The organism is Streptomyces sp. NPDC090032 (assembly GCF_044748025.1).
In the GTDB taxonomy this organism is placed as follows: Bacteria; Actinomycetota; Actinomycetes; order Streptomycetales; family Streptomycetaceae; genus Streptomyces.
Genome location: NZ_JBIVFF010000010.1, coordinates 136,267 through 159,880, shown reverse-complemented (window position 1 = coordinate 159,880; position 23,614 = coordinate 136,267). Strand labels below are relative to the sequence as shown.

Genomic DNA, 23,614 nt, shown 5'->3' with positions numbered 1-23,614 from the left:
CCGTGAATATCGTGACCCTCCTCCCGTTCATCGTGCTCATCGGGGCCATGTTCCTGATGACCCGCTCCGCCAAGAAGAAGCAGCAGGCGGCCGGCCAGATGCGGGACCAGATGCAGCCCGGTTCCGGCGTCCGCACGATCGGGGGCATGTACGCCACCGTCAAGGAGGTCCACGACGAGATGGTCCTTCTCGAGGTGGCCCCCGGCGTTCACGCGTGCTACGCGAAGAACTCGATCGGCGCCGTCCTCGACGACGACGAGTACAACCGCATCGTCCACGGCACCGAGAGTGACGACCACGACGCCCTCGGCGCCGACGGTGCGATCGTCCCGGACGACGCTTCCTCCCTCACCGAGACCGACGAGACCACCGACGCGTCTGACGACTCGCGCATCGACCTCGGCAAGAAGGACGAGGCTGCCTCCACCGACGCAGCCTCCGAGGCCGACGGCGCCGAGCCGAAGAAGACCGACGGCGAGTCCGACGCGAAGTAGTCACGCCCCCAGGGCCGCGCGCGCCCGCTCGCGCGACGCGGTCCCGGACGTGTGATGTCCGCACGGATTCTCGACACCATTTCATGGCCGTCCGGGCACGTACCCCGCTGCTGGACGGATGGAGAGGGAGAACGAGAAGGTGGCAGCACCCAAGAAGGGCCGAAGTCACGGCGCCCAGAGCAGGCCGGGCCGCACACTGGCCTTCATCCTGATCGCGATGGTGGCGCTGACCGGCGGGATGTTCCTGTCCGGCCACACCACGCCGCGCCTGGGCATCGACCTCGCCGGTGGTACGAGCATCACGCTCAAGGCGAAGAGTGAGCCGGGTCAGAAGAACGCGGTCAACCAGACCAACATGAACACGGCCGTGAGCATCATCGAGCGCCGCGTCAACGGTCTGGGTGTCACGGAGTCCGAGGTCCAGACCCAGGGCTCCGACAACATCATCGTCAACATCCCCAAGGGGACGAACGAGGCGCAGGCGCGCGAGCAGGTCGGCACGACCGCCCAGCTCTACTTCCGCCCCGTGATCACCGTGGCCGCCGGTGCGCCCACCCCCGAGCCCTCCGCCAGCCCCTCGGGCTCGGGCACGGACAAGGACAAGGCCACCGACAAGGCGACCGACAAGGCCACGGACGGCAGCAAGGACAAGGCGTCCGGCTCGCCGACCGCCACGCCGACCCCGTCCGCGACCCCGCAGGGCCGCGCCGTCACCGACGGCCTGAAGGCCGACTCCTCGCCGTCGCCGAGCACCAGCTCCTCCGCGAGCGGCAAGCCCACCCCCTCGGCCAGCCCCACCCCGGACCCGGCCACCGCCGCTCTGCAGAAGAAGTTCACGGACCTCAACTGCACCGACAAGGCCGCCCGGAGCCAGGTCACCTCGGGCGTCAAGCCCGAGGACACGGCCGTGGCGTGCGGCAAGAACTCGTCCGGCCAGTGGGAGAAGTACATCCTCGGCCCGGCCGAGGTGAACGGCAAGGACGTCGACAAGGCGCAGGCCACGATCAACCAGCAGACCGGTGCCTGGGTCGTCAACATGGACTTCACGGGCGGCGGCTCGAAGAAGTTCGCGAAGATCACCAGCAAGCTCTCGCAGCAGCAGCCGCCGATGAACCAGTTCGCCATCGTGCTCGACGGCGACGTGGTCTCGGCCCCCAGCGTCAGCTCGACCCTGAGCGGCAGCGCGGAGATCTCCGGCAGCTTCGACCAGCAGTCCGCCCAGGACCTGGCCAACGTCCTGTCCTACGGCGCCCTCCCGCTCTCCTTCCAGGAGCAGAGCGTCACGACGGTCACCGCGGCCCTCGGCGGCGAGCAGCTGCACGCCGGTCTGATCGCCGGTGCCATCGGCCTCCTGCTCGTCGTCATCTACCTGGTGGTCTACTACCGCGGCCTGTCGCTGATCGCGCTCGCCTCGCTCCTCGTGTCCGCGGTCCTCACCTACGTGATCATGACACTCCTCGGCCCGGCCATCGGCTTCGCGCTGAACCTGCCGGCGGTCTGCGGTGCGATCGTGGCGATCGGTATCACGGCGGACTCGTTCATCGTGTTCTTCGAACGGATCAGGGACGAGATCCGTGAGGGCCGCTCGCTGCGGCCCTCCGTCGAGCGCGCCTGGCCGCGTGCCCGGCGCACGATCCTGGTCTCCGACTTCGTCTCGTTCCTCGCGGCCGCGGTGCTGTTCGTCGTCACCGTCGGCAAGGTCCAGGGCTTCGCGTTCACGCTCGGCCTGACCACCGTGCTCGACGTGGTCGTCGTCTTCCTGTTCACCAAGCCGCTGATGACGATCCTGGCCCGCAAGAAGTTCTTCGCGAACGGACACCCGTGGTCCGGGCTCGACCCGAAGCGCCTCGGCGCCAAGCCGCCACTGCGCCGCACGCGCCGTGCCCCCGGCTCTTCCGTAGGCCCTGTCGACACGAAGGAGGCGTGAGATGTCGAAGCTCGGCCATCTCGGCGCCCGGCTCATCCGCGGTGAAGTCGGCTACGACTTCATCGGCAAGCGCAAGATCTGGTACGGCATCTCGATCCTGATCACCATCACGGCCATCGTCGGCCTGGCGGTGCGTGGTCTGAACATGGGCATCGAGTTCGAGGGCGGCGCGGTCTTCACCACCCCGAAGACCACCGTCTCCGCGGGCGCGGCGGAGCGTTCCGCCGAAGCGGCCTCCGGGCACGACGCGATCGTCCAGGAGCTCGGCACCGGCGGTCTGCGCATCCAGATCTCCGGCGTGGACACCGCGAAGTCCGACCAGATCAAGACCGAACTCGCCAAGGACCTGAACGTCCCCGAGGCGAAGATCAACGCCGACCTCGTCGGACCCAGCTGGGGCGAGACGATCGCCAACAAGGCGTGGACCGGCCTGATCGTGTTCATGATCCTCGTGGTGATCTATCTGGCCATCGCCTTCGAGTGGCGCATGGCCATCGCGGCCCTGGTCGCACTGATCCACGACATCACGATCACGGTCGGGATCTACGCCCTGGTCGGCTTCGAGGTCACCACGGGCACGGTGATCGGTCTGCTGACCATCCTCGGTTACTCGCTCTACGACACGGTGGTGGTCTTCGACTCCTTGAAGGAGGGCACGAAGGACATCACCAAGCAGACCCGCTACACGTACAGCGAGATCGCCAACCGCTCGATCAACGGCACGCTCGTGCGGTCGATCAACACCACGGTCGTCGCGCTGCTGCCCGTGGCCGGCCTGCTGTTCATCGGCGGCGGCTTCCTCGGCGCGGGCATGCTCAACGACATCTCGCTGTCGCTGTTCGTCGGCCTCGCGGCCGGTGCGTACTCGTCGATCTTCATCGCCACTCCGCTCGTCGCCGACCTCAAGGAACGCGACCCGCAGATCAAGGCCCTGAAGAAGCGCGTGCTCGCCAAGCGCGCGTCGGCGGCCGCCAAGGGTGAGTCGGCCGAGACCCCGGCGCCGCAGGGCGACGACTTCGACGACGACCCGTCGGACGACGAGACGGCGACCGCGGTCGTCGGACCCCGCCACCAGCCGGCCTCGCGGGGCCGCGGCCGCGGCCGTCCCTCGGGGAAGCGCCGATGACCGAGGTCACCGGCATCAGCGAGCTGCTGCTCAGCCGCATCCGCGACGTGCCGGACTACCCGGAGCCGGGCGTGATGTTCAAGGACATCACCCCGCTCCTGGCGGACCCGTCGGCCTTCACGGCACTCACCGACGCCCTCGCGGCGCTCTGCGTCGCGAACAGCGCCACCAAGGTCGTCGGCCTGGAGGCGCGCGGGTTCATCCTGGGCGCCCCCGTCGCCGTACGCGCCGGGCTCGGCTTCATCCCCGTACGCAAGGCCGGCAAGCTCCCCGGGGCGACACTCAGCCAGTCGTACGACCTGGAGTACGGGTCGGCCGAGATCGAGGTGCACGCCGAGGACCTGGTTGACGGTGACCGCGTCATGGTGATCGATGACGTCCTCGCCACCGGTGGCACGGCCGAGGCGTCGGTGCGGCTCATCCGGCGCGCGGGCGCCGAGGTCGCCGGTATCGCCGTCCTGATGGAGCTGGGATTCCTGGGTGGCCGCGAGCGGCTGCTTCCGGCCCTCGACGGCGCCCCGCTGGACTCACTGCTCATGGTCTGAACACCTGGTCACAGGCGTAAGGGCGGGCCCGGAGGAATCCGGTGCCCGCCTTTTGCGTTTGCCCTGTCGAAAGGCGTCCCACCGGCCGAAGGCGAGCGGGCGGCCCAGTGTCGATACCATGGGCTTTCCGGGACCTGAACGGGGGACCCGTCGCGCACGAGGAGCGCCGTTGCCAGACGAGGCCAAGCCACTCTCCCCCAGCGCCGAGCGCGTGGGGGTACCCACAGCCGCCAAGCCCGACCAGAAGGCCGACCAGGCCGCGGCTCCCGCAGCTGTGCCCGCGAAGTCCGGGAAGACCGGGCAGAGCTCGACCGGCGCCCCGGGCGGCAAGGCGGCCGAGCAGCCGCCGCGCCCCAAGCCTCCCGCCGGCAAGCCCCCGGCCGACAAGCGCCCGGCCCCCGGCCCCGCTGCCGCCGCCCCGGCTCCTGTCGCGCCGCCCACGCCGCCCGTGGTGCGCCCGGCAGCGGGCCAGCCCGCCCGCTCCGGCTCCTCAAACCGCGTCCGCGCCCGCCTCGCCCGTCTCGGCGTGCAGCGCTCGAACCCGTACAACCCGGTTCTCGAGCCGCTGCTGCGGATAGTGCGCAGCAACGACCCGAAGATCGAGACGTCCACGCTGCGCCAGGTCGAGCGCGCCTACCAGGTCGCCGAGCGCTGGCACCGCGGCCAGAAGCGCAAGAGCGGCGACCCGTACATCACGCACCCGCTCGCGGTGACGACGATCCTCGCCGAACTCGGCATGGATCCCGCGACGCTCATGGCGGGCCTGCTGCACGACACCGTCGAGGACACCGAGTACGGCCTGGACACCCTGCGCCGCGACTTCGGAGACCAGGTGGCCCTGCTCGTCGACGGCGTCACCAAGCTGGACAAGGTCAAGTTCGGCGAGGCCGCGCAGGCCGAGACCGTGCGCAAGATGGTCGTCGCCATGGCCAAGGACCCGCGCGTCCTGGTCATCAAGCTCGCCGACCGCCTGCACAACATGCGCACGATGCGCTACCTCAAGCGCGAGAAGCAGGAGAAGAAGGCCCGCGAGACGCTGGAGATCTACGCTCCGCTGGCGCACCGCCTGGGCATGAACACCATCAAGTGGGAGCTGGAGGACCTCGCCTTCGCGATCCTCTACCCCAAGATGTACGACGAGATCGTGCGCCTGGTGGCCGAACGCGCGCCCAAGCGCGACGAGTACCTCGCCATAGTGACCGACGAGGTGCAGAGCGACCTGCGCGCCGCCCGCATCAAGGCGACCGTCACCGGCCGCCCGAAGCACTACTACAGCGTCTACCAGAAGATGATCGTCCGCGGCCGTGACTTCGCGGAGATCTACGACCTGGTGGGCATCCGTGTCCTGGTCGACACGGTGAGGGACTGTTACGCCGCCCTCGGCACGGTGCACGCGCGATGGAACCCGGTCCCCGGCCGGTTCAAGGACTACATCGCGATGCCCAAGTTCAACATGTACCAGTCGCTGCACACGACGGTGATCGGCCCCAACGGCAAGCCCGTCGAGCTCCAGATCCGTACGTTCGACATGCACCGCCGCGCCGAGTACGGCATCGCCGCGCACTGGAAGTACAAGCAGGAGGCCGTCGCCGGCGCCTCCAAGGTGCGCAGCGACCAGCCGAAGGCCACCGGCAAGGACGACCATCTCAACGACATGGCGTGGCTGCGCCAGTTGCTCGACTGGCAGAAGGAGACGGAGGACCCGGGCGAGTTCCTGGAGTCCCTGCGCTTCGACCTCTCGCGCAACGAGGTCTTCGTCTTCACGCCGAAGGGCGACGTCATAGCGCTCCCGGCCGGCGCGACCCCCGTCGACTTCTCGTACGCGGTCCACACCGAGGTCGGTCACCGGACCATAGGCGCACGGGTCAACGGGCGGCTCGTACCGCTCGAATCGACCCTGGACAACGGCGACCTGGTGGAGGTCTTCACCTCCAAGGCCGAGGGCGCGGGTCCGTCCCGCGACTGGCTCGGCTTCGTCAAGTCCCCGCGCGCCCGCAACAAGATCCGCGCCTGGTTCTCCAAGGAGCGCCGCGACGAGGCGATCGAGCAGGGCAAGGACGCCATCGTCCGTGCCATGCGCAAGCAGAACCTGCCGATCCAGCGCATCCTGACGGGCGACTCCCTCGTCACGCTCGCGCACGAGATGCGCTACCCCGACATCTCGTCCCTGTACGCGGCGATCGGCGAAGGCCACGTCACCGCGCAGAGCGTCGTCCAGAAGCTCGTGCAGGCCCTCGGCGGCGAGGATGCCGCCAACGAGGACATCGCCGAGAGCGCACCTCCGTCGCGAGGCCGCTCCAAGCGCCGTGCGAACGCCGACCCCGGCGTGGTCGTCAAGGGTGTCGAGGACGTCTGGGTCAAGCTGGCCCGCTGCTGTACGCCCGTCCCCGGTGACCCCATCATCGGCTTCGTCACGCGCGGCAGCGGCGTATCGGTGCACCGCAGCGACTGTGTCAACGTCGAGTCGCTGTCCCGCGAGCCCGAGCGGATCCTCGAAGTCGAGTGGGCGCCCACGCAGTCCTCGGTCTTCCTGGTCGCCATACAGGTCGAGGCCCTGGACCGCTCGCGGCTGCTCTCGGACGTCACCAGGGTCCTGTCCGACCAGCACGTCAACATCCTGTCCGCGGCCGTGCAGACGTCCCGCGACCGGGTGGCCACCTCCCGCTTCACCTTCGAGATGGGTGACCCCAAGCACCTCGGTCACGTCCTGAAGGCGGTCAGGGGAGTGGAGGGCGTCTACGACGTCTACCGCGTGACGTCGGCGCGCAGGCCGTAGTCGTCGACAGACATGAGAAGGGCCCCCGGCGCTCGGCGCCGGGGGCCCTTCTCACACGATGACCGCTCAGCTGATGACTGCTCAGCCGCCGAACTCGTGCAGGCCCTTGAGCGCCTGGTCGAGCAGCGCCTGACGGCCGTCGAGCTCACGCTGGAGCTTGTCGGCCTTCGCGTTGTTGCCCTGTGCGCGGGCCGTCTCGATCTGGCCACGCAGCTTGTCGACCGCCGCCTGGAGCTGACCGGTGAGCCCCTCGGCACGCGCGCGTGCCTCCGGGTTCGTCCGGCGCCACTCGGTCTCCTCGGACTCCTGGAGCGCCCGCTCCACGGCGTGCATCCGGCCCTCGACCTTCGGACGCGCGTCGCGCGGCACGTGGCCGATGGCCTCCCAGCGCTCGTTGATCGAGCGGAAGGCGGCGCGGGCCGTCTTCAGGTCCCCGATCGGCAGGAGCTTCTCGGCCTCGTCGGCGAGCTCCTCCTTGAGCTTGAGGTTCTCGCCCTGCTCGGCGTCCCGCTCGGCGAAGACAGCGCTGCGCGCCGCGAAGAACACGTCCTGGGCGCCGCGGAAGCGGTTCCACAGGTCGTCCTCGTGCTCGCGCTGGGCGCGGCCCGCGGCCTTCCAGTCCGTCATCAGATCGCGGTACCGCGCGGCCGTGGCCGCCCAGTCGGTCGAGCCCGAAAGCGACTCGGCCTCGGCGACCAGCTTCTCCTTGGCCTGGCGGGCGTCCTCGCGCTGCGCGTCCAGCGAGGCGAAGTGCGCCTTGCGGCGCTTCGAGAACGCCGAGCGCGCGTGCGAGAAGCGGTGCCACAGCTCGTCGTCCGACTTGCGGTCCAGACGCGGCAGCCCCTTCCAGGTGTCCACCAGCGCCCGCAGCCGCTCGCCGGCCGCGCGCCACTGCTCGCTCTGGGCCAGCTCCTCCGCCTCGGTGACCAGGGCCTCCTTGGCGTGCCGCGCCTCGTCGGACTGCTTCGCCTTCTGGACCTTGCGCTCCTCGCGGCGCGCATCGACGGTCTCGACGAGCTTGTCCAGGCGCTTACCCAGAGCCTCCAGATCGCCGACGGCGTGCGCATCCGTCACCTGCTCGCGCAGGTGCTCGATGGCGGCCGTGGCTTCCTTCGCCGACAGGTCGGTCGTCTGCACCCGGCGCTCGAGGAGCCCGATCTCGACGACCAGGCCGTCGTACTTGCGCTTGAAGTAGACGAGGGCCTCATCAGGAGAACCTGCCTGCCACGAACCGACTTCACGCTCGCTGCCGTCGGCCGAACGCACGTACACGGTCCCCGTCTCGTCGACGCGGCCCCACGGGTCGCTGCTCACAGCGCCTCCTCCACATGATGCCTGCAGGGCGCCTTGGGGCCCGGGCATCGTCCACAGTTTCGTCACGGCCAACATAGGCGACCGGCGGGGCGGCTGTCCGCATCCCGCGCGACCGAAATTTCACCGCCGGCGGTCAGGATTTCTTCACGGTCGCCTTGTCGATCACGACCGTGGCGTTCGGGGCGCCGTCGCCCTGCCCGGTGCTCTCACCAGCGGCGGCGATCTTCTTGAGCACCTTCATGCCGGAATCGGAAATGGTCCCGAACGGTGTGTAGCTCGGCGGCAACTGACTGTCCTGGTACACGAGGAAGAACTGGCTGCCGCCGGTGTGCTTCTGGCCGGTGTTCGCCATCGCGATCGTGCCCGCCGGGTACACGTTCCCCTTCAGGCTTTTGTCCTTCAGGTTCTCGTCCGGGATCGTGTAGCCCGGGCCGCCCGCGCCGGTGCCCTTCGGGTCGCCGCACTGCAGGACGTAGATGCCGTTGGTGGTGAGCCGGTGGCACTTGGTGTGGTCGAAGAAGCCCTTGCCGGCGAGGAAGGCGAAGGAGTTGACCGTGTGCGGGGCCTCCTTCGCCTTGAGGCCGATGCCGATGTCGCCGCACGTCGTCGCGAGGTTCATCGTGTAGCCGGCCGACTTGTCGATGGTGAGTGCCGGCTCCTTCTTCCAGCTGAGCGGCTTCACCTTGCCCGCGGCGGGCTTCTCGCACGGGTCGGCCGCCTTGGAGGGGCTCGCGCTCGGCTTGGAGGCCGCGGAGTCCTTCGTGTCCTTGCCGTCGAAGGCCCCGGCGGCGAACGCGCCCGCGCCCGCCACCACGACCACGGCCAACGCCGACGCGATCACCGTGTTGCGTGTGCGCGCCCTGCGCCGCGCGGACTCCCGCCGCTGCTGCTGCCGCAAGAACTTCTCCCGGGCGAGCTGCCGCCGCCGCTGATCGTTGCTGACCACCGGGTCTACTCCTCGTACGTCGCGAGACCTGATTCCGAACCGATGCGAAATGATCCGAACGGGACGAACCTGATCTGAACTGGACCTGTTACGACCGCCTGCTGTGTGCCCCGTACCGTATATGGGTTAGCTGTGGAATCGGCAGCGCCGGTAGGCTCTGATCTGCCGCATTCTTCTGCGGACACACTTCCGCCGGACGACATACGAAGGACGATCGTGCTGATTGCCGGGTTCCCCGCCGGGGCCTGGGGCACCAACTGTTACCTGGTTGCCCCCGCCGCGGGTGAGGAGTGCGTGATCATCGACCCCGGCCACCAGGCCACCCAGGGAGTCGAGGACGCGCTCAAGAAGCATCGGCTCAAGCCGGTCGCCGTCATCCTCACGCATGGCCACATCGACCACGTCGCCTCCGTCGTCCCCGTGTGCGGGGCCCATGACGTCCCGGCGTGGATCCACCCCTCCGACCGCTACATGATGAGCGATCCGGAGAAGGCGCTCGGCCGCTCCATCGGCATGCCGCTTATGGGTGAGCTGACCGTGGGGGAGCCCGACGACGTGCGGGAGCTGAGCGACGGCGCCGAACTGAAGCTGGCGGGTCTCGACCTGACCGTGGCGCACGCGCCGGGTCATACCAAGGGGTCGGTGACCTTCACGATGCCCGAGAGCGCGGACATCCCGTCCGTGTTCTTCTCCGGGGATCTGCTCTTCGCCGGCTCCATCGGACGCACCGATCTGCCCGGTGGCTCCATGGACGACATGCTCGAATCGCTGGCACGCGTGTGCCTGCCGCTCGACGACCAGACCGTGGTGCTCTCCGGGCACGGCTCCCAGACGACCATCGGCCAGGAGCGCGCCACCAACCCGTATCTGCGGCAGGTGGCCGCCGGCCAGGGAACCTCCTTCGAGGCTCCCCGACGAGGAATGTGACGAGAGACTTCCGTGAGCACCTTTCAGGCCCCCAAGGGCACGTACGACCTGCTTCCCCCCGACTCCGCGAAGTACCTCGCGGTGCGCGACGCCATCTCCACCCCGCTGAGGAACTCCGGCTACGGCTACGTCGAGACGCCCGGCTTCGAGAACGTCGAGCTGTTCGCGCGCGGTGTCGGTGAGTCCACCGACATCGTCACCAAGGAGATGTACGCCTTCGAGACCAAGGGCGGAGACAGGCTCGCCCTGCGCCCCGAGGGCACCGCGTCCGTACTGCGTGCCGCCCTGGAGGCCAACCTCCACAAGGCCGGCAACCTCCCGGTGAAGCTCTGGTACTCCGGCTCGTACTACCGCTACGAGCGCCCCCAGAAGGGCCGCTACAGGCACTTCTCGCAGGTCGGCGCCGAGGCGATCGGCACCGAGGACCCGGCGCTCGACGCCGAGCTGATCATCCTGGCCGACCAGGCGTACCGCTCCCTCGGGCTGCGCGACTTCCGCATCCTGCTGAACTCGCTCGGCGACAAGGAGTGCCGCCCGGTCTACCGCGCCGCGCTCCAGGACTTCCTGCGCGGCCTCGACCTCGACGAGGACACCCGGCGCCGCGCCGAGATCAACCCGCTGCGCGTCCTCGACGACAAGCGCCCCGACGTCCAGAAGCAGCTCGTCGGCGCGCCCTCGCTGCGCGACTACCTGTGCGACGGCTGCAAGGCGTACCACGAGGAGGTCCGTGAGCTCCTGACCGCCGAGGGCGTCGCCTACGAGGACGACGAGAAGCTGGTCCGCGGGCTCGACTACTACACGCGCACCACGTTCGAGTTCGTCCACGACGGTCTCGGCTCGCAGTCCGCGGTGGGCGGCGGCGGACGCTACGACGGCCTCTCCGAGATGATCGGCGGCCCGTCGCTGCCGTCCGTCGGCTGGGCGCTCGGCGTCGACCGTACGGTCCTGGCGCTGGAGGCGGAGGGCGTGGAGCTCGAACTGCCCTCCACCACCAGCGTGTTCGCGGTCCCGCTCGGCGACGAGGCGCGCCGCGTCCTCTTCTCCAAGGTGACAGAGCTGCGCCGGGCCGGAGTCTCCACCGACTTCTCGTACGGCGGCAAGGGCCTCAAGGGCGCGATGAAGAACGCGAACCGCAGCGGCGCGCGCTTCACCATCGTCGCCGGCGAACGCGACCTCGCCGACGGCGTCGTGCAGCTCAAGGACATGGAGTCGGGCGAGCAGGACGCGGTGGCGGTCGACGAGATCGTGGCTGTCCTGAAGAACAAGCTGGCTTAGCCCGGCACGTCGGACGATGACAGAGCGGGTCACGGGCACAGCCCCGTGGCTCGCTCTTCGCCGTTACACGCTGATGCCCGTACGTGCTTATGGCCATCGAACGGTGGACACACAGGCCCGTGCGGCAGAATGAGGCTGCCGGCAGGCCACCACCCCAAGCGACGGAACGGCGTGATGAGCGAGACGACCACGACAAGCGACAGTGCCTCTTCCGCCGGCGACGGAGCGGACGCTCCCCGCAGTGCCGGGGGGTCCCTGGGTTTGGCGCTGCTTCTGGTGATCACCGGTGCGGCGGGGCTGCTCGCGGCGTGGGTCATCACGATCGACAAGTTCAAGCTGCTGGAGGACCCGAACTTCACTCCGGGCTGCAGCCTCAACCCGGTGGTGTCCTGCGGGAACATCATGAAGAGCGAGCAGGCGTCGGCGTTCGGGTTCCCGAACCCGATGCTCGGGCTCGCGGCGTACGCCGTGGTGATCTGCGTCGGGATGAGTCTGCTGGGGCGGGCGAGGTTCCCGCGCTGGTACTGGCTGACGTTCAACGCGGGCACGCTGTTCGGGGTCGGGTTCTGCACGTGGCTGCAGTTCCAGTCGCTGTACCGGATCAACTCGCTGTGCCTGTGGTGCTGTCTGGCGTGGGTCGCCACGATCGTCATGTTCTGGTACGTGACCTCGTTCAACGTGCGTAACGGGTTCCTTCCCGCGCCGCCTTGGCTGCGGTCGTTCTTCGGCGAGTTCACCTGGGTCCTGCCCGTGCTGCACGTCGGGATCATCGGGATGCTGATCCTGACCCGCTGGTGGGACTTCTGGACCAGCTGATACCTCGGCCCGGACCCCTTGCCGCACGGGGCCGGGCGGGATTGTCAGTGGGGTGACATAGGGTTTTCGACGTGGAGCCCGACCTGTTCACCGCCGCAGCCGAAGACCGCCAGGAAAAGGACCCGTCCAGCAGTCCCCTGGCCGTCCGGATGCGCCCGCGTACCCTCGACGAAGTCGTCGGCCAGCAGCATCTGCTGAAGCCGGGGTCACCGCTGCGGCGCCTGGTGGGGGAGGCCGGTGGCGGTCCGGCGGGACCCTCGTCCGTGATCCTCTGGGGCCCGCCCGGCATCGGCAAGACGACCCTCGCGTACGTCGTCTCCAAGGCGACGAACAAGCGCTTCGTGGAGCTCTCCGCGATCACCGCGGGCGTCAAGGAAGTGCGGGCCGTCATCGACGGCGCCCGCAGGGCACTCGGCGGTCACGGCAAGGAGACGGTCCTCTTCCTCGACGAGATCCACCGCTTCAGCAAGGCCCAGCAGGACTCCCTCCTGCCGGCCGTCGAGAACCGCTGGGTCACCCTGATCGCGGCGACCACCGAGAACCCCTACTTCTCGATCATCTCCCCGCTCCTGTCCCGCTCCCTGCTCCTCACCCTCGAATCCCTCACGGACGACGACCTGCGCGCCCTGCTCCGGCGGGCTCTCGCCGAGGAGCGCGGTCTCGGCGGCGCGGTCACGCTCCCCGATGAGGCCGAGGCGCATCTCCTGCGCATCGCGGGCGGCGACGCCCGCCGTGCCCTCACCGCCCTTGAGGCGGGCGCGGGTTCGGCCCTCGCCAAGCAGGAGAAGGAGATCACCCTCCAGACCCTGGAGGAGTCCGTCGACCGCGCCGCGGTCAAGTACGACCGGGACGGCGACCAGCACTACGACGTCGCGAGCGCCCTGATCAAGTCCATCCGCGGCTCGGACGTGGACGCCGCCCTGCACTATCTGGCCCGCATGATCGAGGCCGGTGAGGACCCCCGCTTCATCGCCCGCCGCCTGATGATCTCCGCGAGCGAGGACATCGGCCTCGCCGACCCGACGGCCCTGCCCACGGCCGTCGCCGCGGCCCAGGCCGTCGCGATGATCGGCTTCCCCGAGGCGGCGCTCACCCTCAGCCACGCGACGATCGCCCTCGCCCTGGCCCCGAAGTCGAACTCGGCGACAACGGCGATCGGCGCCGCCATGGAAGACGTCCGCAAGGGCCTCGCGGGCCCCGTCCCGCCCCATCTGCGCGACGGCCACTACAAGGGCGCGGCCAAGCTCGGCCACGCCCAGGGATACGTGTATCCGCACGACGTCCCCGGAGGCATCGCCGCCCAGCAGTACGCGCCGGACGCGGTCAAGGGAAAGCGCTACTACCAGCCCACCCGGTACGGGGCGGAGGCCCGGTACGCGGACGTGGCCGAGCGCGTCCGTGAGCGCCTCACCGGCGAGCAGCCGGGCGCGGCGGACGGCTGACGGCGCGTTTCTCCGCGCGCCACCCGCCCCGCGTGACCCCGGTCCACAGCACTCCTCGCCACCCTGTAAACTTCCCGAAGCGCTGCGTCTCGCGTCCGGCCCCGGCCGGCACCACCAGAGCGGGACATGCAGCCGGAACCCCGACGCCGCAAGGCATGGGGATCCAGGAGCGTCGCGCACCGTCGATAGGTGTCGCGGGCAGCCCACCACCATCCCGGACCCCCGGGAAGCGGTCGGTGGGCCACTCGCGTGCTGCACGTATGTGCCCAGACCAGGGAGCGGCTGCCTGCCCCGTCCGCAAGGACAAGGCGGGTTTCCCCGGCTGCGGATGCGACCTCCCTTAACCCTGGTGAAGCCGTATCCACACAGAACAATGAGGTGTTTGGTTCATGACGAACCAGTCCCGCCCCAAGGTCAAGAAGTCGCGTGCCCTCGGTATCGCGCTGACCCCGAAGGCCGTCAAGTACTTCGAGGCCCGCCCCTACCCGCCGGGCGAGCACGGCCGCGGCCGCAAGCAGAACTCGGACTACAAGGTCCGTCTGCTGGAGAAGCAGCGTCTGCGCGCGCAGTACGACGTGTCCGAGCGCCAGCTCGTCCGCGCCTACGAGCGTGCCGCCAAGACGCAGCTCAAGACCGGTGAGGCCCTGGTCATCGAGCTGGAGCGTCGTCTCGACGCCCTGGTTCTGCGTTCGGGCATCGCCCGCACGATCTACCAGGCCCGCCAGATGGTCGTTCACGGCCACATCGAGGTCAACGGCGGCAAGGTCGACAAGCCGTCGTACCGCGTCCGTCCCGACGACGTCGTGATGGTCCGTGAGCGCAGCCGCGAGAAGCCGCTGTTCCAGGTCGCGCGTGAGGGTGGCTTCGCCCCCGACGGCGAGATCCCGCGTTACCTCCAGGTCAACCTGAAGGCCCTGGCCTTCCGTCTGGACCGTGACCCGAACCGCAAGGAAATCCCCGTGATCTGCGACGAGCAGCTCGTCGTCGAGTACTACGCCCGCTGATCATCCGGCGGACGCAGCACTTCCTGCGTTTCAACCCGCCGCCTCCCCGCCCTGCACGGTCGGGGAGGCGGCGGGTTCGCGCGTTTCCGGGACCGGATGCGCGCCCCGGGGCCCCGGCACTGCGGCCGGCCGCGACGCGGTGTCCCGCCCGAGCGCCCGCTCCACGGCCTCCCCGGGCTCAAGGCGCGCCCCGGCCGCCACGAACGACTCGAACCGAGCGTCGCCGAGGATCGCCCGGGCGTCCGACGCACACCGCTCGTGCGGCGCGTTGTAGTGCTCCGAGCCGAACAGCGGCAGCCCCACCGACGGCCAGATCCGGCCCGCCGCGCCCTGGAGCAGCGCCGCCTCGCCCGCGTCTCCCTCCGAGACGGTGACGAGCGCCAGCAGCTCGATGGTCAAAACCGTGCCCAGCAGATCGTGGAACGTGTCCCCGATGACGAGGCACTCGCGCAGCAGCTGACGCGCCCGCACCAGATCGCCCTTGGTCCACTCCGCGTACGCGAGGACATAGAGCGCGTACGCCAGCGTCCACCGCTCGCCGTGGTCCTCGCAGATCAGCCGTACGTCCTCGCACAGCTCGACCGCCGCGGCCAGATCCCCCTGGAACGCCACGGCCATCGCCAGCTCGACCTGGCCCATCAGCACACTGCTGTTCAGCTCACCGATCTCCCGGTACCCGGCGAGCGCCGTCCGCAGCAGCCCCTCGGCGCGCGGCAGATCGTCCGTGACCAGCGCCAGGCAGCCCCTGCGGTGCTCCGCGTACGCGACCGCCGTGGCGTCGCCGATACGTTCCGCCCCGTCACGGCACTCCTGGAGCGCGGCCAGCGCGGGCACGGTGTCGCCCTGAAGGATCGCCACGTAACCGAGCACCCACAGGGCCTTCAGGCGGGACCGGGCGTAGTCGCCGTTCTCGCTCTCCGCGTCGAGCTCCACACTGCGCTCCAGCCAGTGCCGCCCCTCCGACAGCTGGCCGCAGCCCGCCCAGTAGAACCACAGCGTGCTCGCGAGGTACTGCCCCAGATGCGTCTCGCCCGGCTCCGTCAGACAGAACTCCAGTGCCACGCGCAGATTCGGAAGTTCCGCCCCGATCTGCGCCGCCACGTCCGCCTGCCGCGGCGAGAACCAGTCCAGCTCGCACCAGGTGGCCAGGCCCATGTACCAGTCGCGGTGCCTGCGCCGCATCCGCGTGGTGTCGCCCGACACCTCCAGCCAGTCCGCGCCGTACGCCCTGACCGTGTCGAGCATCCGGTAGCGCACCACGGAGTCCGCCTCTTCACGGATCACCACGGACTGCGCGATCAGCTCCGAGAGCACATCGAGGACCGCGTCGGAGTGCAGCCCGTCACCGCTGCAGATGTACTCCGCCGCGTCCAGGTCGAACTGCCCGGAGAACACGGAGAGCCGCGCCCACAGCAACCGCTCCTGCGCCGTGCACAGCTCGTGGCTCCAGCCGATCGCCGTCCGCAGCGTCTGATGCCGCGGCAGCGCCCCGCGCGTGCCGCCCGTCAGCAGCCTGAACCGGTCGTCGAGCCGGCCCAGGACATCGGCGGGCGACAGCGCCCGCAGCCGCCCGGCCGCCAGTTCCACCGCGAGCGGCAGGCAGTCGAGCCGCCGGCAGACCTCGACGACATCCCTCCGGTTCCCGTCGTCCAGCGTGAAGCCGGGCAGCAGCGCGGCGGCCCGGTCGGCGAAGAGTTCAGCCGCGTCCGCCGTGCCGAGCGGCGCCAGCGGGAAGATGCGTTCCCCTTCGACGGACAGGGGCCTGCGCCCCACCGCCAGGATCCGCAGATCCGCCGCCGCGCCCAGGAGTTCCTGTACGAGCGAGGCGCACGCGTCGACGAGATGCTCGAACCCGTCGATGACGAGCAGGAGTTGGCGCTGCCCGAGGTGGTCGAGGAGAACGTCGCGCTGCGGACGGCTCGTGTGGTCGGTCAGTTCGAGGGCCGCTGAGAGCGCGTACTCGACCAGGTTCGGCTCGCGCACCGTGGCGAGGTCCACCCGCCGGACGGCCTCGCAGCCCAGGTGCTCCGCGGCCAGGGCCGCCGCTCTCGCGGAGAAGCGGGACTTGCCGACGCCGCCGGCACCGGTCACGGTGACCAGGCGAACTGTCTCAAGAGCCCGCGTGAGCTCTGCGAGTTCGGCGGCCCGACCGACGAAGCGGTTGAGCTCGCGGGGGAGGTTGCCGGGCGGGGTGGAACCCTCGGGCCTGTCGGCAGGGCGCAGTTCGCGTCGCATGAAGTACGGAGCGTACTCATCCGTAAGCACTCCGTACAATCGGTATGCGTGACTTCGCCCGCGGCGAGCGGGAATCCGGTACGGAGCGCGGACCCCGGCGCGATAGGCTCGGGGGACTATTTCTTTCGGTGTTTTCGATGTTCAGGGAGCGGTGCCCAGTGTCCGGTGGAGAGGTGGCCGGGATCCTGGTGGCCGTCTTCTGGGCGATCCTGGTTTCCTTCCTCGCGGTGGCTCTGGCGAGGCTGGCCCAGACGCTCAGGGCGACCACCAAGCTCGTGGCGGATGTGACCGAGCAGGCGGTCCCGCTGCTTGCCGATGCCTCTGCCGCCGTGCGTTCCGCGCAGACGCAGATCGACCGGGTCGACGCCATCGCGTCGGACGTCCAGGAAGTCACGTCGAACGCGTCGGCACTCTCCTCCACCGTCGCCTCCACCTTCGGTGGCCCGCTCGTCAAGGTGGCCGCCTTCGGCTACGGCGTGCGCCGGGCGATCGGCCGCAAGTCCACGGGTGCCTCCGCAGCCGACGCGCCCGCCAAGCAGTCCCGCCGTACCGTGATCGTGGGCCGCACCGTCCCGTCGGCGCGGCGCAGCAAGCGAGCCACGCGGGACAACCCGAATAAGAGGGACTGACGCAGCGATGTTCCGCCGTACGTTCTGGTTCACCGCGGGCGCAGCCGCCGGCGTATGGGCCACCACCAAGGTCAACCGCAAGCTGAAGAAGCTGACGCCGGAGAGCCTCGCCGCGCAGGCCGCGAACAAGGCGGTCGAGGCGGGCCACCGCCTCAAGGACTTCGCCCTCGACGTCCGCGACGGCATGGCCGAGCGCGAGGCCGAACTCGACGACGCCCTGGGCCTCAACGCCCCGGTCGACGCCGAACTCCCCGCGCAGCGCCGCTTCGCCGTCATCGAGAACCACCTGACGAACAGTCACGTGAAGAACAACCCCAAGTACCTCGACAACACGACGTACTCGTACAACCGGAATGAGGACCACTGATGGAGTCGGCTGAAATCCGCCGCCGCTGGCTGAGCTTCTTCGAGGAGCGTGGCCACAAGGTCGTGCCCTCGGCGTCGCTCATCGCGGACGACCCGACTCTGCTGCTCGTGCCCGCGGGCATGGTCCCGTTCAAGCCGTACTTCCTCGGCGAGGTCAAGCCGCCCGCCCCGCGTGCCACGTCGGTGCAGAAGTGCGTCCGCACGCCGGACATCGAAGAGGTCGGCAAGACCACGCGCCACGGCACGTTCTTCCAGATGTGCGGCAACTTCTCCTTCGGGGACTACTTCAAGGAAGGCGCCATCAAGTACGCCTGGGAGCTGCTCACCAGCTCCGTGGCGGACGGTGGTTACGGCCTCGACCCCGAGAAGCTCTGGATCACGGTCTACCTCGACGACGACGAGGCCGAGCGCATCTGGCACGACGTCGTGGGCGTCCCCAAGGAGCGCATCCAGCGCCTTGGCAAGAAGGACAACTTCTGGTCCATGGGCGTTCCCGGCCCCTGCGGCCCGTGTTCCGAGATCAACTACGACCGCGGCCCCGAGTTCGGCGTCGAGGGCGGTCCGGCCGTCAACGACGAGCGGTACGTGGAGATCTGGAACCTGGTCTTCATGCAGTACGAGCGCGGCGCCGGCATCGGCAAGGAGGACTTCGAGATCCTCGGCGACCTGCCGTCGCAGAACATCGACACGGGTCTCGGCCTCGAGCGTCTCGCCATGATCCTGCAGGGCGTACAGAACATGTACGAGACGGACACCCTGCGCGTCGTGATGGACAAGGCCACCGAACTCACCGGTGTCCGGTACGGCGAGAAGCACGACACCGACGTGTCGATGCGTGTGGTCGCCGACCACATGCGCACCTCCGTGATGCTCATCGGCGACGGCGTCACGCCCGGCAACGAGGGCCGTGGCTACGTCCTGCGCCGCATCATGCGCCGCGCCATCCGCAACATGCGCCTCATGGGTGCCACGGGACCGGTCGTCAAGGACCTCGTCGATGTCGTGATCGACACGATGGGCCAGCAGTACCCGGAGCTCATCACCGACCGCAAGCGCATCGAGACCGTCGCCCTCGCCGAAGAGGCCGCCTTCCTGAAGGCCATCAAGGGCGGCACGAACATCCTCGACACCGCCGTCACCGACACCAAGGCCGCCGGCGGCACGGTCCTCGCCGGCGACAAGGCGTTCCTGCTCCACGACACCTGGGGCTTCCCGATCGACCTCACCCTGGAGATGGCCGCCGAACAGGGCCTGTCCGTGGACGAGGACGGCTTCCGGCGCCTGATGAAGGAGCAGCGGGAGCGCGCCAAGGCCGACGCCCAGGCCAAGAAGACCGGCCACGCCAACGTCGGCGCCTACCGCGAGATCGCCGACGCCGCCGGAGCCACGGACTTCATCGGCTACACGTCGACCGAGGGCGAGTCCACGATCGTCGGCCTGCTGGTCAACGGCGTCTCCTCCCCGGCCGCCTCCGAGGGCGACGAGGTCGAGGTCGTCCTCGACCGCACCCCGTTCTACGCCGAGGGCGGCGGCCAGATCGGCGACACCGGCCGCATCAAGCTGGACAACGGCGCGGTCATCGAGATCCGCGACTGCCAGAAGCCGGTCCCGGGCGTCTACGTCCACAAGGGCGTCGTCCAGGTCGGCGAGGTCACCGTCGGAGCCCCGGCCCAGGCCGTCATCGACGTGACGCGCCGCCGCTCCATCGCCCGCGCCCACTCCGCCACGCACCTCACGCACCAGGCACTGCGCGACGCCCTCGGCCCGACGGCCGCCCAGGCCGGTTCGGAGAACCAGCCCGGCCGCTTCCGCTTCGACTTCGGCTCCCCGTCGGCCGTACCCACGACCGTGATGACGGACGTCGAGCAGAAGATCAACGAGGTGCTCGCCCGCGAGCTGGACGTCATGGCCGAGGTCATGAGCATCGACGACGCCAAGAAGCAGGGCGCCATCGCCGAGTTCGGCGAGAAGTACGGCGAGCGCGTCCGCGTCGTCACCATCGGGGACTTCTCCAAGGAGCTGTGCGGCGGCACGCACGTGCACAACACCGCCCAGCTCGGCCTGGTGAAGCTGCTCGGCGAGTCGTCCATCGGCTCGGGTGTGCGTCGCATCGAGGCCCTGGTCGGCGTCGACGCGTACAACTTCCTCGCTCGCGAGCACACGGTCGTCGCCCAGCTCCAGGAGCTGGTCAAGGGCCGCCCCGAGGAGCTCCCGGAGAAGATCTCCGCCATGCTCGGCAAGCTGAAGGACGCCGAGAAGGAGATCGAGAAGTTCCGCGCGGAGAAGGTCCTCCAGGCCGCCGCCGGTCTCGCCGCGGGCGCCACCGACGTACGCGGGGTCGCCCTCGTCACCGGCCAGGTCCCGGACGGCACCGGCGCCGACGACCTGCGCAAGCTGGTCCTCGACGTGCGCGGCCGCATCCAGGGCGGACGCCCCGTCGTGGTGGCCCTGTTCACGACGGTCAACGGCAAGCCGCTGACGGTCATCGCGACGAACGAGGCCGCCCGTGAGCGCGGTCTGAAGGCCGGCGACCTGGTCCGCACGGCCGCCAAGACCCTCGGCGGTGGCGGTGGCGGCAAGCCGGACGTCGCCCAGGGCGGCGGCCAGAACCCGGCCGCCATCGGTGACGCCGTGGCCTCCGTCGAGCGCCTCGTCGCGGAAACCGCCTGATGCGACGCGGCCGACGACTCGCGATCGACGTCGGGGACGCCCGGATCGGGGTCGCCTCGTGCGACCCCGACGGGATCCTCGCCACCCCGGTGGAGACCGTGCCGGGACGCGATGTCCCGGCCGCCCACCGGCGGTTGAGGCAACTCGTCGAGGAGTACGAGCCGATCGAGGTCGTCGTCGGGCTCCCTCGCTCCCTCAAGGGGGGCGAGGGGCCGGCCGCGGTCAAGGTCCGTGCCTTCGCCCAGGAGCTGGCCGGCGGGATCGCCCCCGTGGGCGTGCGGCTCGTGGACGAGAGGATGACCACAGTGACGGCCAGTCAGGGGCTGCGCGCCTCGGGCGTGAAGTCCAAAAAGGGCCGGTCTGTCATCGACCAGGCGGCCGCCGTCGTCATCCTCCAGCAGGCGCTCGAGTCCGAACGGGCGTCGGGTAAAGCTCCGGGCGAGGGCGTCGAAGTGGTCATCTGATCGCGATACGGTAACGTTCCGCGCGACCGGCGGCGTTCGAACAGCTGCCGCACAGCATCAAGAGGCGGAACGGTTGCCCTGCCACCCAGACGCGGCCGCCGCCTCGCGGCTTGTAGGGGATCGATGACTGAGTATGGCCGGGGCCCGGGCTCCGAACCGTGGCACCCCGAGGACCCGTTTTACGGGGACCAGGGGTGGGGGCAGCAGGCCGCCGACGGCCAGTCTGCCTACGGCGGCCAGGGGCAGTACCACCCTCAGCAGCCGCAGCCGCAGCAGCAGCATCCCCAGGGCCAGCAGCCGCAGCAGCATCCTCAGGCCCAGCAGCAGCCGCAGCAGTACGGCGGTGACTGGGGCACCGGTCAGCACGACCAGTACGGCCAGCAGCAGTACGGCGGCGGCCAGCAGTACGGCGGTCAGCCGCAGGGTGGCGGCTGGGACACCGGTCAGCACGGCCATGTCCCGTACAACCCCGACCCGGTGGACGCGTACGGCGCCCAGCAGCAGCCTGCCGCGTACGGCGGTGAGCAGCCGGACCTCTACGGCACCCCCGACGCCTACCCGCCGCCGGAGCCGCCCGGCCGGCGCGGCGCCGCCCCGGAACCGGAGACGAACTGGGACCCGGGCCCCGATCAGGGTGAGCACGCGTTCTTCGCCGGTGGCGGCGATGACGACGGCGACGACTACGACGACCCGCGTGACCGGGGCGCCCGGCGTGGCCGCGGCGGCAAGAAGCCGAAGAAGCGGCGCAGCGGATGCGCCTGCCTGGTTCTCACCGTGATGTTCGTGGGCGGTGTCGGCGGGGTCGGCTATTTCGGCTATCAGTTCTACCAGAACCGCTTTGGATCGGCGCCGGATTACGCGGGGTCCGGAAATGGTGAATCCGTTTCCGTGGACATTCCCCCGGGCGCGGGCGGCTATGTCATCGGCCAGCGTCTGAAGGACGCGGGCGTCATCAAGAGCGTGGACGCCTTCGTCACGGCGCAGGAGCAGAATCCGCGGGGCAAGACCATTCAGGACGGCGGATATCAGCTCGAGAAGGAAATGTCGGCCGCAAGCGCCGTCGAGCTGATGCTCAGCCCGAAGAGCCGGAACAACCTGATCATTGCTGAGGGCCGCCGCAACGCGTGGGTCTACGAGCAGATCGACACCCGGCTCGGTATCGCCAAGGGCACGACGCAGAAGGTGGCGAAGCAGGACTACAAGAAGCTCGGTCTGCCCTCCTGGGCCATGAACGAGCCGAATGTGAAGGATCCCCTGGAAGGGTTCCTCTACCCGTCCAGCTACGGCGTCGCCAAGGGCGGAAAGCCCGAGACGATCCTGAAGCAGATGGTGTCGCGGGCGACCCAGACGTACGACGCGATGGGCGTCGAGAAGAAGGCCAAGAGTCTTGGCCTCGACAGCCCGTGGCAGCTCATCACGGTGGCGAGCCTCGCGCAGGCCGAGGGCACCAGCCATGACGACTACCGCAAAATGGCCGAGGTCGTCTACAACCGCCTCAAGCCCGGCAACGAGCAGACCAACGGAATGCTGGAGTTCGACTCCACGTACAACTACGTCAAGAACCAGAGCAAGATCGACCTGAGCCTTGCCGAGCTGCGCAAGTACGACAACCGCTACAACACGTACTACTACAAGGGCCTGCCGCCGGGGCCGATCGGAAACCCGGGTGAGCAGGCTCTGAAGGGCGCCATCGACCCGACCAGCGACGGCTGGTACTACTTCATTTCGATGGACGGCAAGACCAGCGAGTTCACCAAGACGAACGAAGAACACCAGAAGCTGGTCGACGAGTGGAACGCGTCGAGGAAGAACTGATGTCAGCAATCAGAAGGGCGGCCGTACTCGGGTCGCCCATCGCCCACTCCCTCTCCCCGGTGCTGCACCGCGCCGCCTACGAGGAACTGGGTCTGAAGGACTGGTCCTACGACCGTTTCGAGGTCGACGAGGTGGCCCTGCCCGACTTCCTCGCCGGGCTCGGGCCCGAGTGGGCGGGCCTCTCGCTGACCATGCCGCTGAAGCGCGCCGTGATCCCGATGCTCGACACGATCAGCGACACGGCCGCCTCCGTCGAGGCCGTCAACACCGTCGTCCTCACCGAGGACGGGCACAAGGTCGGCGACAACACCGACATCCCCGGCATGGTCGCCGCCCTCGCCGAGCGCGGCATCGACAAGGTCGAGTCCGCCGCGATCCTGGGAGCGGGCGCCACCGCCTCCTCCGCGCTCGCCGCCCTCTCCCGGATCTGCGCCGGCGAGATCGTCGCGTACGTACGCAGTGACGCCCGCGCCGCCGAGATGCGGGAGTGGGGCGAGCGGCTCGACGTGGACGTGAAGATCGCGCAGTGGTCGGACGCGGCACGCGCCTTCGCCGCGCCGCTGGTCGTCGCCACGACGCCCGCCGGGACCACGGACGCCCTCGCCGCCGAGGTCCCCGAACGGCCCGGCACCCTCTTCGACGTCCTCTACGACCCCTGGCCCACCCAGCTCGCGGCCCGCTGGTCCGCGTACGGCGGAGCGGTCGTCAGTGGCCTTGATCTGCTGGTGCACCAGGCCGTCCTCCAGGTCGAGCAGATGACGGGGCAGGCCCCGGCGCCGCTCGGTGCGATGCGCCGGGCGGGGGAGCGGGCGCTCGCCGGCTGACCGAGTCGTGCCCGTCCCG

19 protein-coding genes are annotated in these 23,614 nt (G+C 69.5%); 16 read left to right on the top strand and 3 right to left on the bottom strand.

All coding sequences use genetic code 11. The features are described 5' to 3' along the window. Window positions 1-2 precede the first annotated feature (2 nt). The 5 genes from yajC (at window position 3) to ACIPWY_RS25155 (ending at window position 6,868) form a co-directional block, all read left to right on the top strand. Window positions 3-494, top strand: coding sequence for a preprotein translocase subunit YajC (gene yajC / locus ACIPWY_RS25175; RefSeq protein WP_362906074.1), 492 nt, complete (start codon window positions 3-5; stop codon window positions 492-494). A gap of 139 nt (window positions 495-633) precedes the next feature. Beyond that, window positions 634-2,421 (top strand): protein translocase subunit SecD, encoded by a 1,788-nt coding sequence (secD, locus tag ACIPWY_RS25170; RefSeq protein WP_393704048.1) that lies wholly within the window; start codon window positions 634-636, stop codon window positions 2,419-2,421. Window position 2,422: 1 nt separating this feature from the next. Then, on the top strand, window positions 2,423-3,547 hold the full coding sequence (gene secF / locus ACIPWY_RS25165) for a protein translocase subunit SecF (protein WP_393704050.1): 1,125 nt from the start codon (window positions 2,423-2,425) through the stop codon (window positions 3,545-3,547). Beyond that, on the top strand, window positions 3,544-4,092 hold the full coding sequence (locus ACIPWY_RS25160; RefSeq protein WP_362906080.1) for an adenine phosphoribosyltransferase: 549 nt from the start codon (window positions 3,544-3,546) through the stop codon (window positions 4,090-4,092). The genes secF and ACIPWY_RS25160 overlap by 4 nt, the downstream gene beginning before the upstream one ends. A gap of 169 nt (window positions 4,093-4,261) precedes the next feature. Beyond that, window positions 4,262-6,868 (top strand): bifunctional (p)ppGpp synthetase/guanosine-3',5'-bis(diphosphate) 3'-pyrophosphohydrolase, encoded by a 2,607-nt coding sequence (locus ACIPWY_RS25155; protein WP_362906082.1) that lies wholly within the window; start codon window positions 4,262-4,264, stop codon window positions 6,866-6,868. An 81-nt stretch (window positions 6,869-6,949) separates the two neighbouring features. On the opposite strand, the gene ACIPWY_RS25150 is transcribed toward ACIPWY_RS25155, so the two are convergent. Both ACIPWY_RS25150 and ACIPWY_RS25145 read right to left on the bottom strand, forming a co-directional pair. Then, window positions 6,950-8,182, bottom strand: a complete 1,233-nt coding sequence (locus tag ACIPWY_RS25150) for a DUF349 domain-containing protein (protein WP_362906084.1) — start codon at window positions 8,180-8,182, stop codon at window positions 6,950-6,952. A gap of 133 nt (window positions 8,183-8,315) precedes the next feature. Then, window positions 8,316-9,128 (bottom strand): peptidylprolyl isomerase, encoded by an 813-nt coding sequence (locus ACIPWY_RS25145; protein WP_362906085.1) that lies wholly within the window; start codon window positions 9,126-9,128, stop codon window positions 8,316-8,318. Between the two features lie 216 nt (window positions 9,129-9,344). Between ACIPWY_RS25145 and ACIPWY_RS25140 the strand changes: the two genes are divergently transcribed. From ACIPWY_RS25140 to rpsD, 5 genes are all read left to right on the top strand, one after another. Further along, window positions 9,345-10,055, top strand: coding sequence for an MBL fold metallo-hydrolase (locus tag ACIPWY_RS25140; RefSeq protein ID WP_362906087.1), 711 nt, complete (start codon window positions 9,345-9,347; stop codon window positions 10,053-10,055). A gap of 12 nt (window positions 10,056-10,067) precedes the next feature. Then, window positions 10,068-11,330, top strand: coding sequence for a histidine--tRNA ligase (gene hisS, locus ACIPWY_RS25135; protein ID WP_362906089.1), 1,263 nt, complete (start codon window positions 10,068-10,070; stop codon window positions 11,328-11,330). A gap of 174 nt (window positions 11,331-11,504) precedes the next feature. Continuing rightward, on the top strand, window positions 11,505-12,146 hold the full coding sequence (locus tag ACIPWY_RS25130) for a vitamin K epoxide reductase family protein (RefSeq protein ID WP_393704054.1): 642 nt from the start codon (window positions 11,505-11,507) through the stop codon (window positions 12,144-12,146). 71 nt (window positions 12,147-12,217) lie between these two features. Continuing rightward, a complete protein-coding gene (locus ACIPWY_RS25125) occupies window positions 12,218-13,588 on the top strand; it encodes a replication-associated recombination protein A (protein WP_383887680.1) in 1,371 nt (456 codons plus the stop codon). 389 nt (window positions 13,589-13,977) lie between these two features. Further along, the gene (gene rpsD, locus ACIPWY_RS25120) at window positions 13,978-14,592 is read left to right on the top strand and encodes a 30S ribosomal protein S4 (protein ID WP_100597404.1); all 615 of its coding nucleotides are present in this window, start codon (window positions 13,978-13,980) and stop codon (window positions 14,590-14,592) included. Window positions 14,593-14,622: 30 nt separating this feature from the next. Here rpsD and ACIPWY_RS25115 read toward each other — a convergent pair whose 3' ends face one another. Then, the gene (locus tag ACIPWY_RS25115) at window positions 14,623-16,827 is read right to left on the bottom strand and encodes an ATP-binding protein (protein ID WP_393704057.1); all 2,205 of its coding nucleotides are present in this window, start codon (window positions 16,825-16,827) and stop codon (window positions 14,623-14,625) included. A 158-nt stretch (window positions 16,828-16,985) separates the two neighbouring features. Between ACIPWY_RS25115 and ACIPWY_RS25110 the strand changes: the two genes are divergently transcribed. From ACIPWY_RS25110 to ACIPWY_RS25085, 6 genes are all read left to right on the top strand, one after another. After that, window positions 16,986-17,456 (top strand): DUF948 domain-containing protein, encoded by a 471-nt coding sequence (locus ACIPWY_RS25110; RefSeq protein ID WP_362910633.1) that lies wholly within the window; start codon window positions 16,986-16,988, stop codon window positions 17,454-17,456. Window positions 17,457-17,463: 7 nt separating this feature from the next. After that, window positions 17,464-17,823, top strand: coding sequence for a DUF6167 family protein (locus ACIPWY_RS25105; RefSeq protein ID WP_383887675.1), 360 nt, complete (start codon window positions 17,464-17,466; stop codon window positions 17,821-17,823). Next, window positions 17,823-20,492, top strand: coding sequence for an alanine--tRNA ligase (gene alaS / locus ACIPWY_RS25100; protein ID WP_362910629.1), 2,670 nt, complete (start codon window positions 17,823-17,825; stop codon window positions 20,490-20,492). Before ACIPWY_RS25105 ends, alaS begins: the two co-directional genes overlap by 1 nt. After that, the gene (ruvX, locus tag ACIPWY_RS25095; protein WP_362910628.1) at window positions 20,492-20,956 is read left to right on the top strand and encodes a Holliday junction resolvase RuvX; all 465 of its coding nucleotides are present in this window, start codon (window positions 20,492-20,494) and stop codon (window positions 20,954-20,956) included. Before alaS ends, ruvX begins: the two co-directional genes overlap by 1 nt. Before the next feature lie 123 nt (window positions 20,957-21,079). Next, a complete protein-coding gene (mltG, locus tag ACIPWY_RS25090) occupies window positions 21,080-22,771 on the top strand; it encodes an endolytic transglycosylase MltG (protein WP_401535078.1) in 1,692 nt (563 codons plus the stop codon). After that, window positions 22,771-23,595 carry a shikimate dehydrogenase gene (locus tag ACIPWY_RS25085; protein WP_362910624.1) on the top strand — a complete coding sequence of 275 codons (825 nt, stop codon included), beginning with the start codon at window positions 22,771-22,773 and terminating at the stop codon, window positions 23,593-23,595. Before mltG ends, ACIPWY_RS25085 begins: the two co-directional genes overlap by 1 nt. Window positions 23,596-23,614 lie beyond the last annotated feature (19 nt).

Coding starts and splice junctions, on each gene's coding strand:
- secF (WP_393704050.1), top strand. CDS start 2,423: ATGTCGAAGCTCGGCCATCTCGGCGCCCGGCTCATCCGCGGTGAAGTC.
- ACIPWY_RS25160 (WP_362906080.1), top strand. CDS start 3,544: ATGACCGAGGTCACCGGCATCAGCGAGCTGCTGCTCAGCCGCATCCGC.
- ACIPWY_RS25130 (WP_393704054.1), top strand. CDS start 11,505: ATGAGCGAGACGACCACGACAAGCGACAGTGCCTCTTCCGCCGGCGAC.
- rpsD (WP_100597404.1), top strand. CDS start 13,978: ATGACGAACCAGTCCCGCCCCAAGGTCAAGAAGTCGCGTGCCCTCGGT.
- ACIPWY_RS25115 (WP_393704057.1), bottom strand. CDS start 16,827: ATGCGACGCGAACTGCGCCCTGCCGACAGGCCCGAGGGTTCCACCCCG.
- ACIPWY_RS25105 (WP_383887675.1), top strand. CDS start 17,464: ATGTTCCGCCGTACGTTCTGGTTCACCGCGGGCGCAGCCGCCGGCGTA.
- alaS (WP_362910629.1), top strand. CDS start 17,823: ATGGAGTCGGCTGAAATCCGCCGCCGCTGGCTGAGCTTCTTCGAGGAG.
- ruvX (WP_362910628.1), top strand. CDS start 20,492: ATGCGACGCGGCCGACGACTCGCGATCGACGTCGGGGACGCCCGGATC.
- mltG (WP_401535078.1), top strand. CDS start 21,080: ATGACTGAGTATGGCCGGGGCCCGGGCTCCGAACCGTGGCACCCCGAG.
- ACIPWY_RS25085 (WP_362910624.1), top strand. CDS start 22,771: ATGTCAGCAATCAGAAGGGCGGCCGTACTCGGGTCGCCCATCGCCCAC.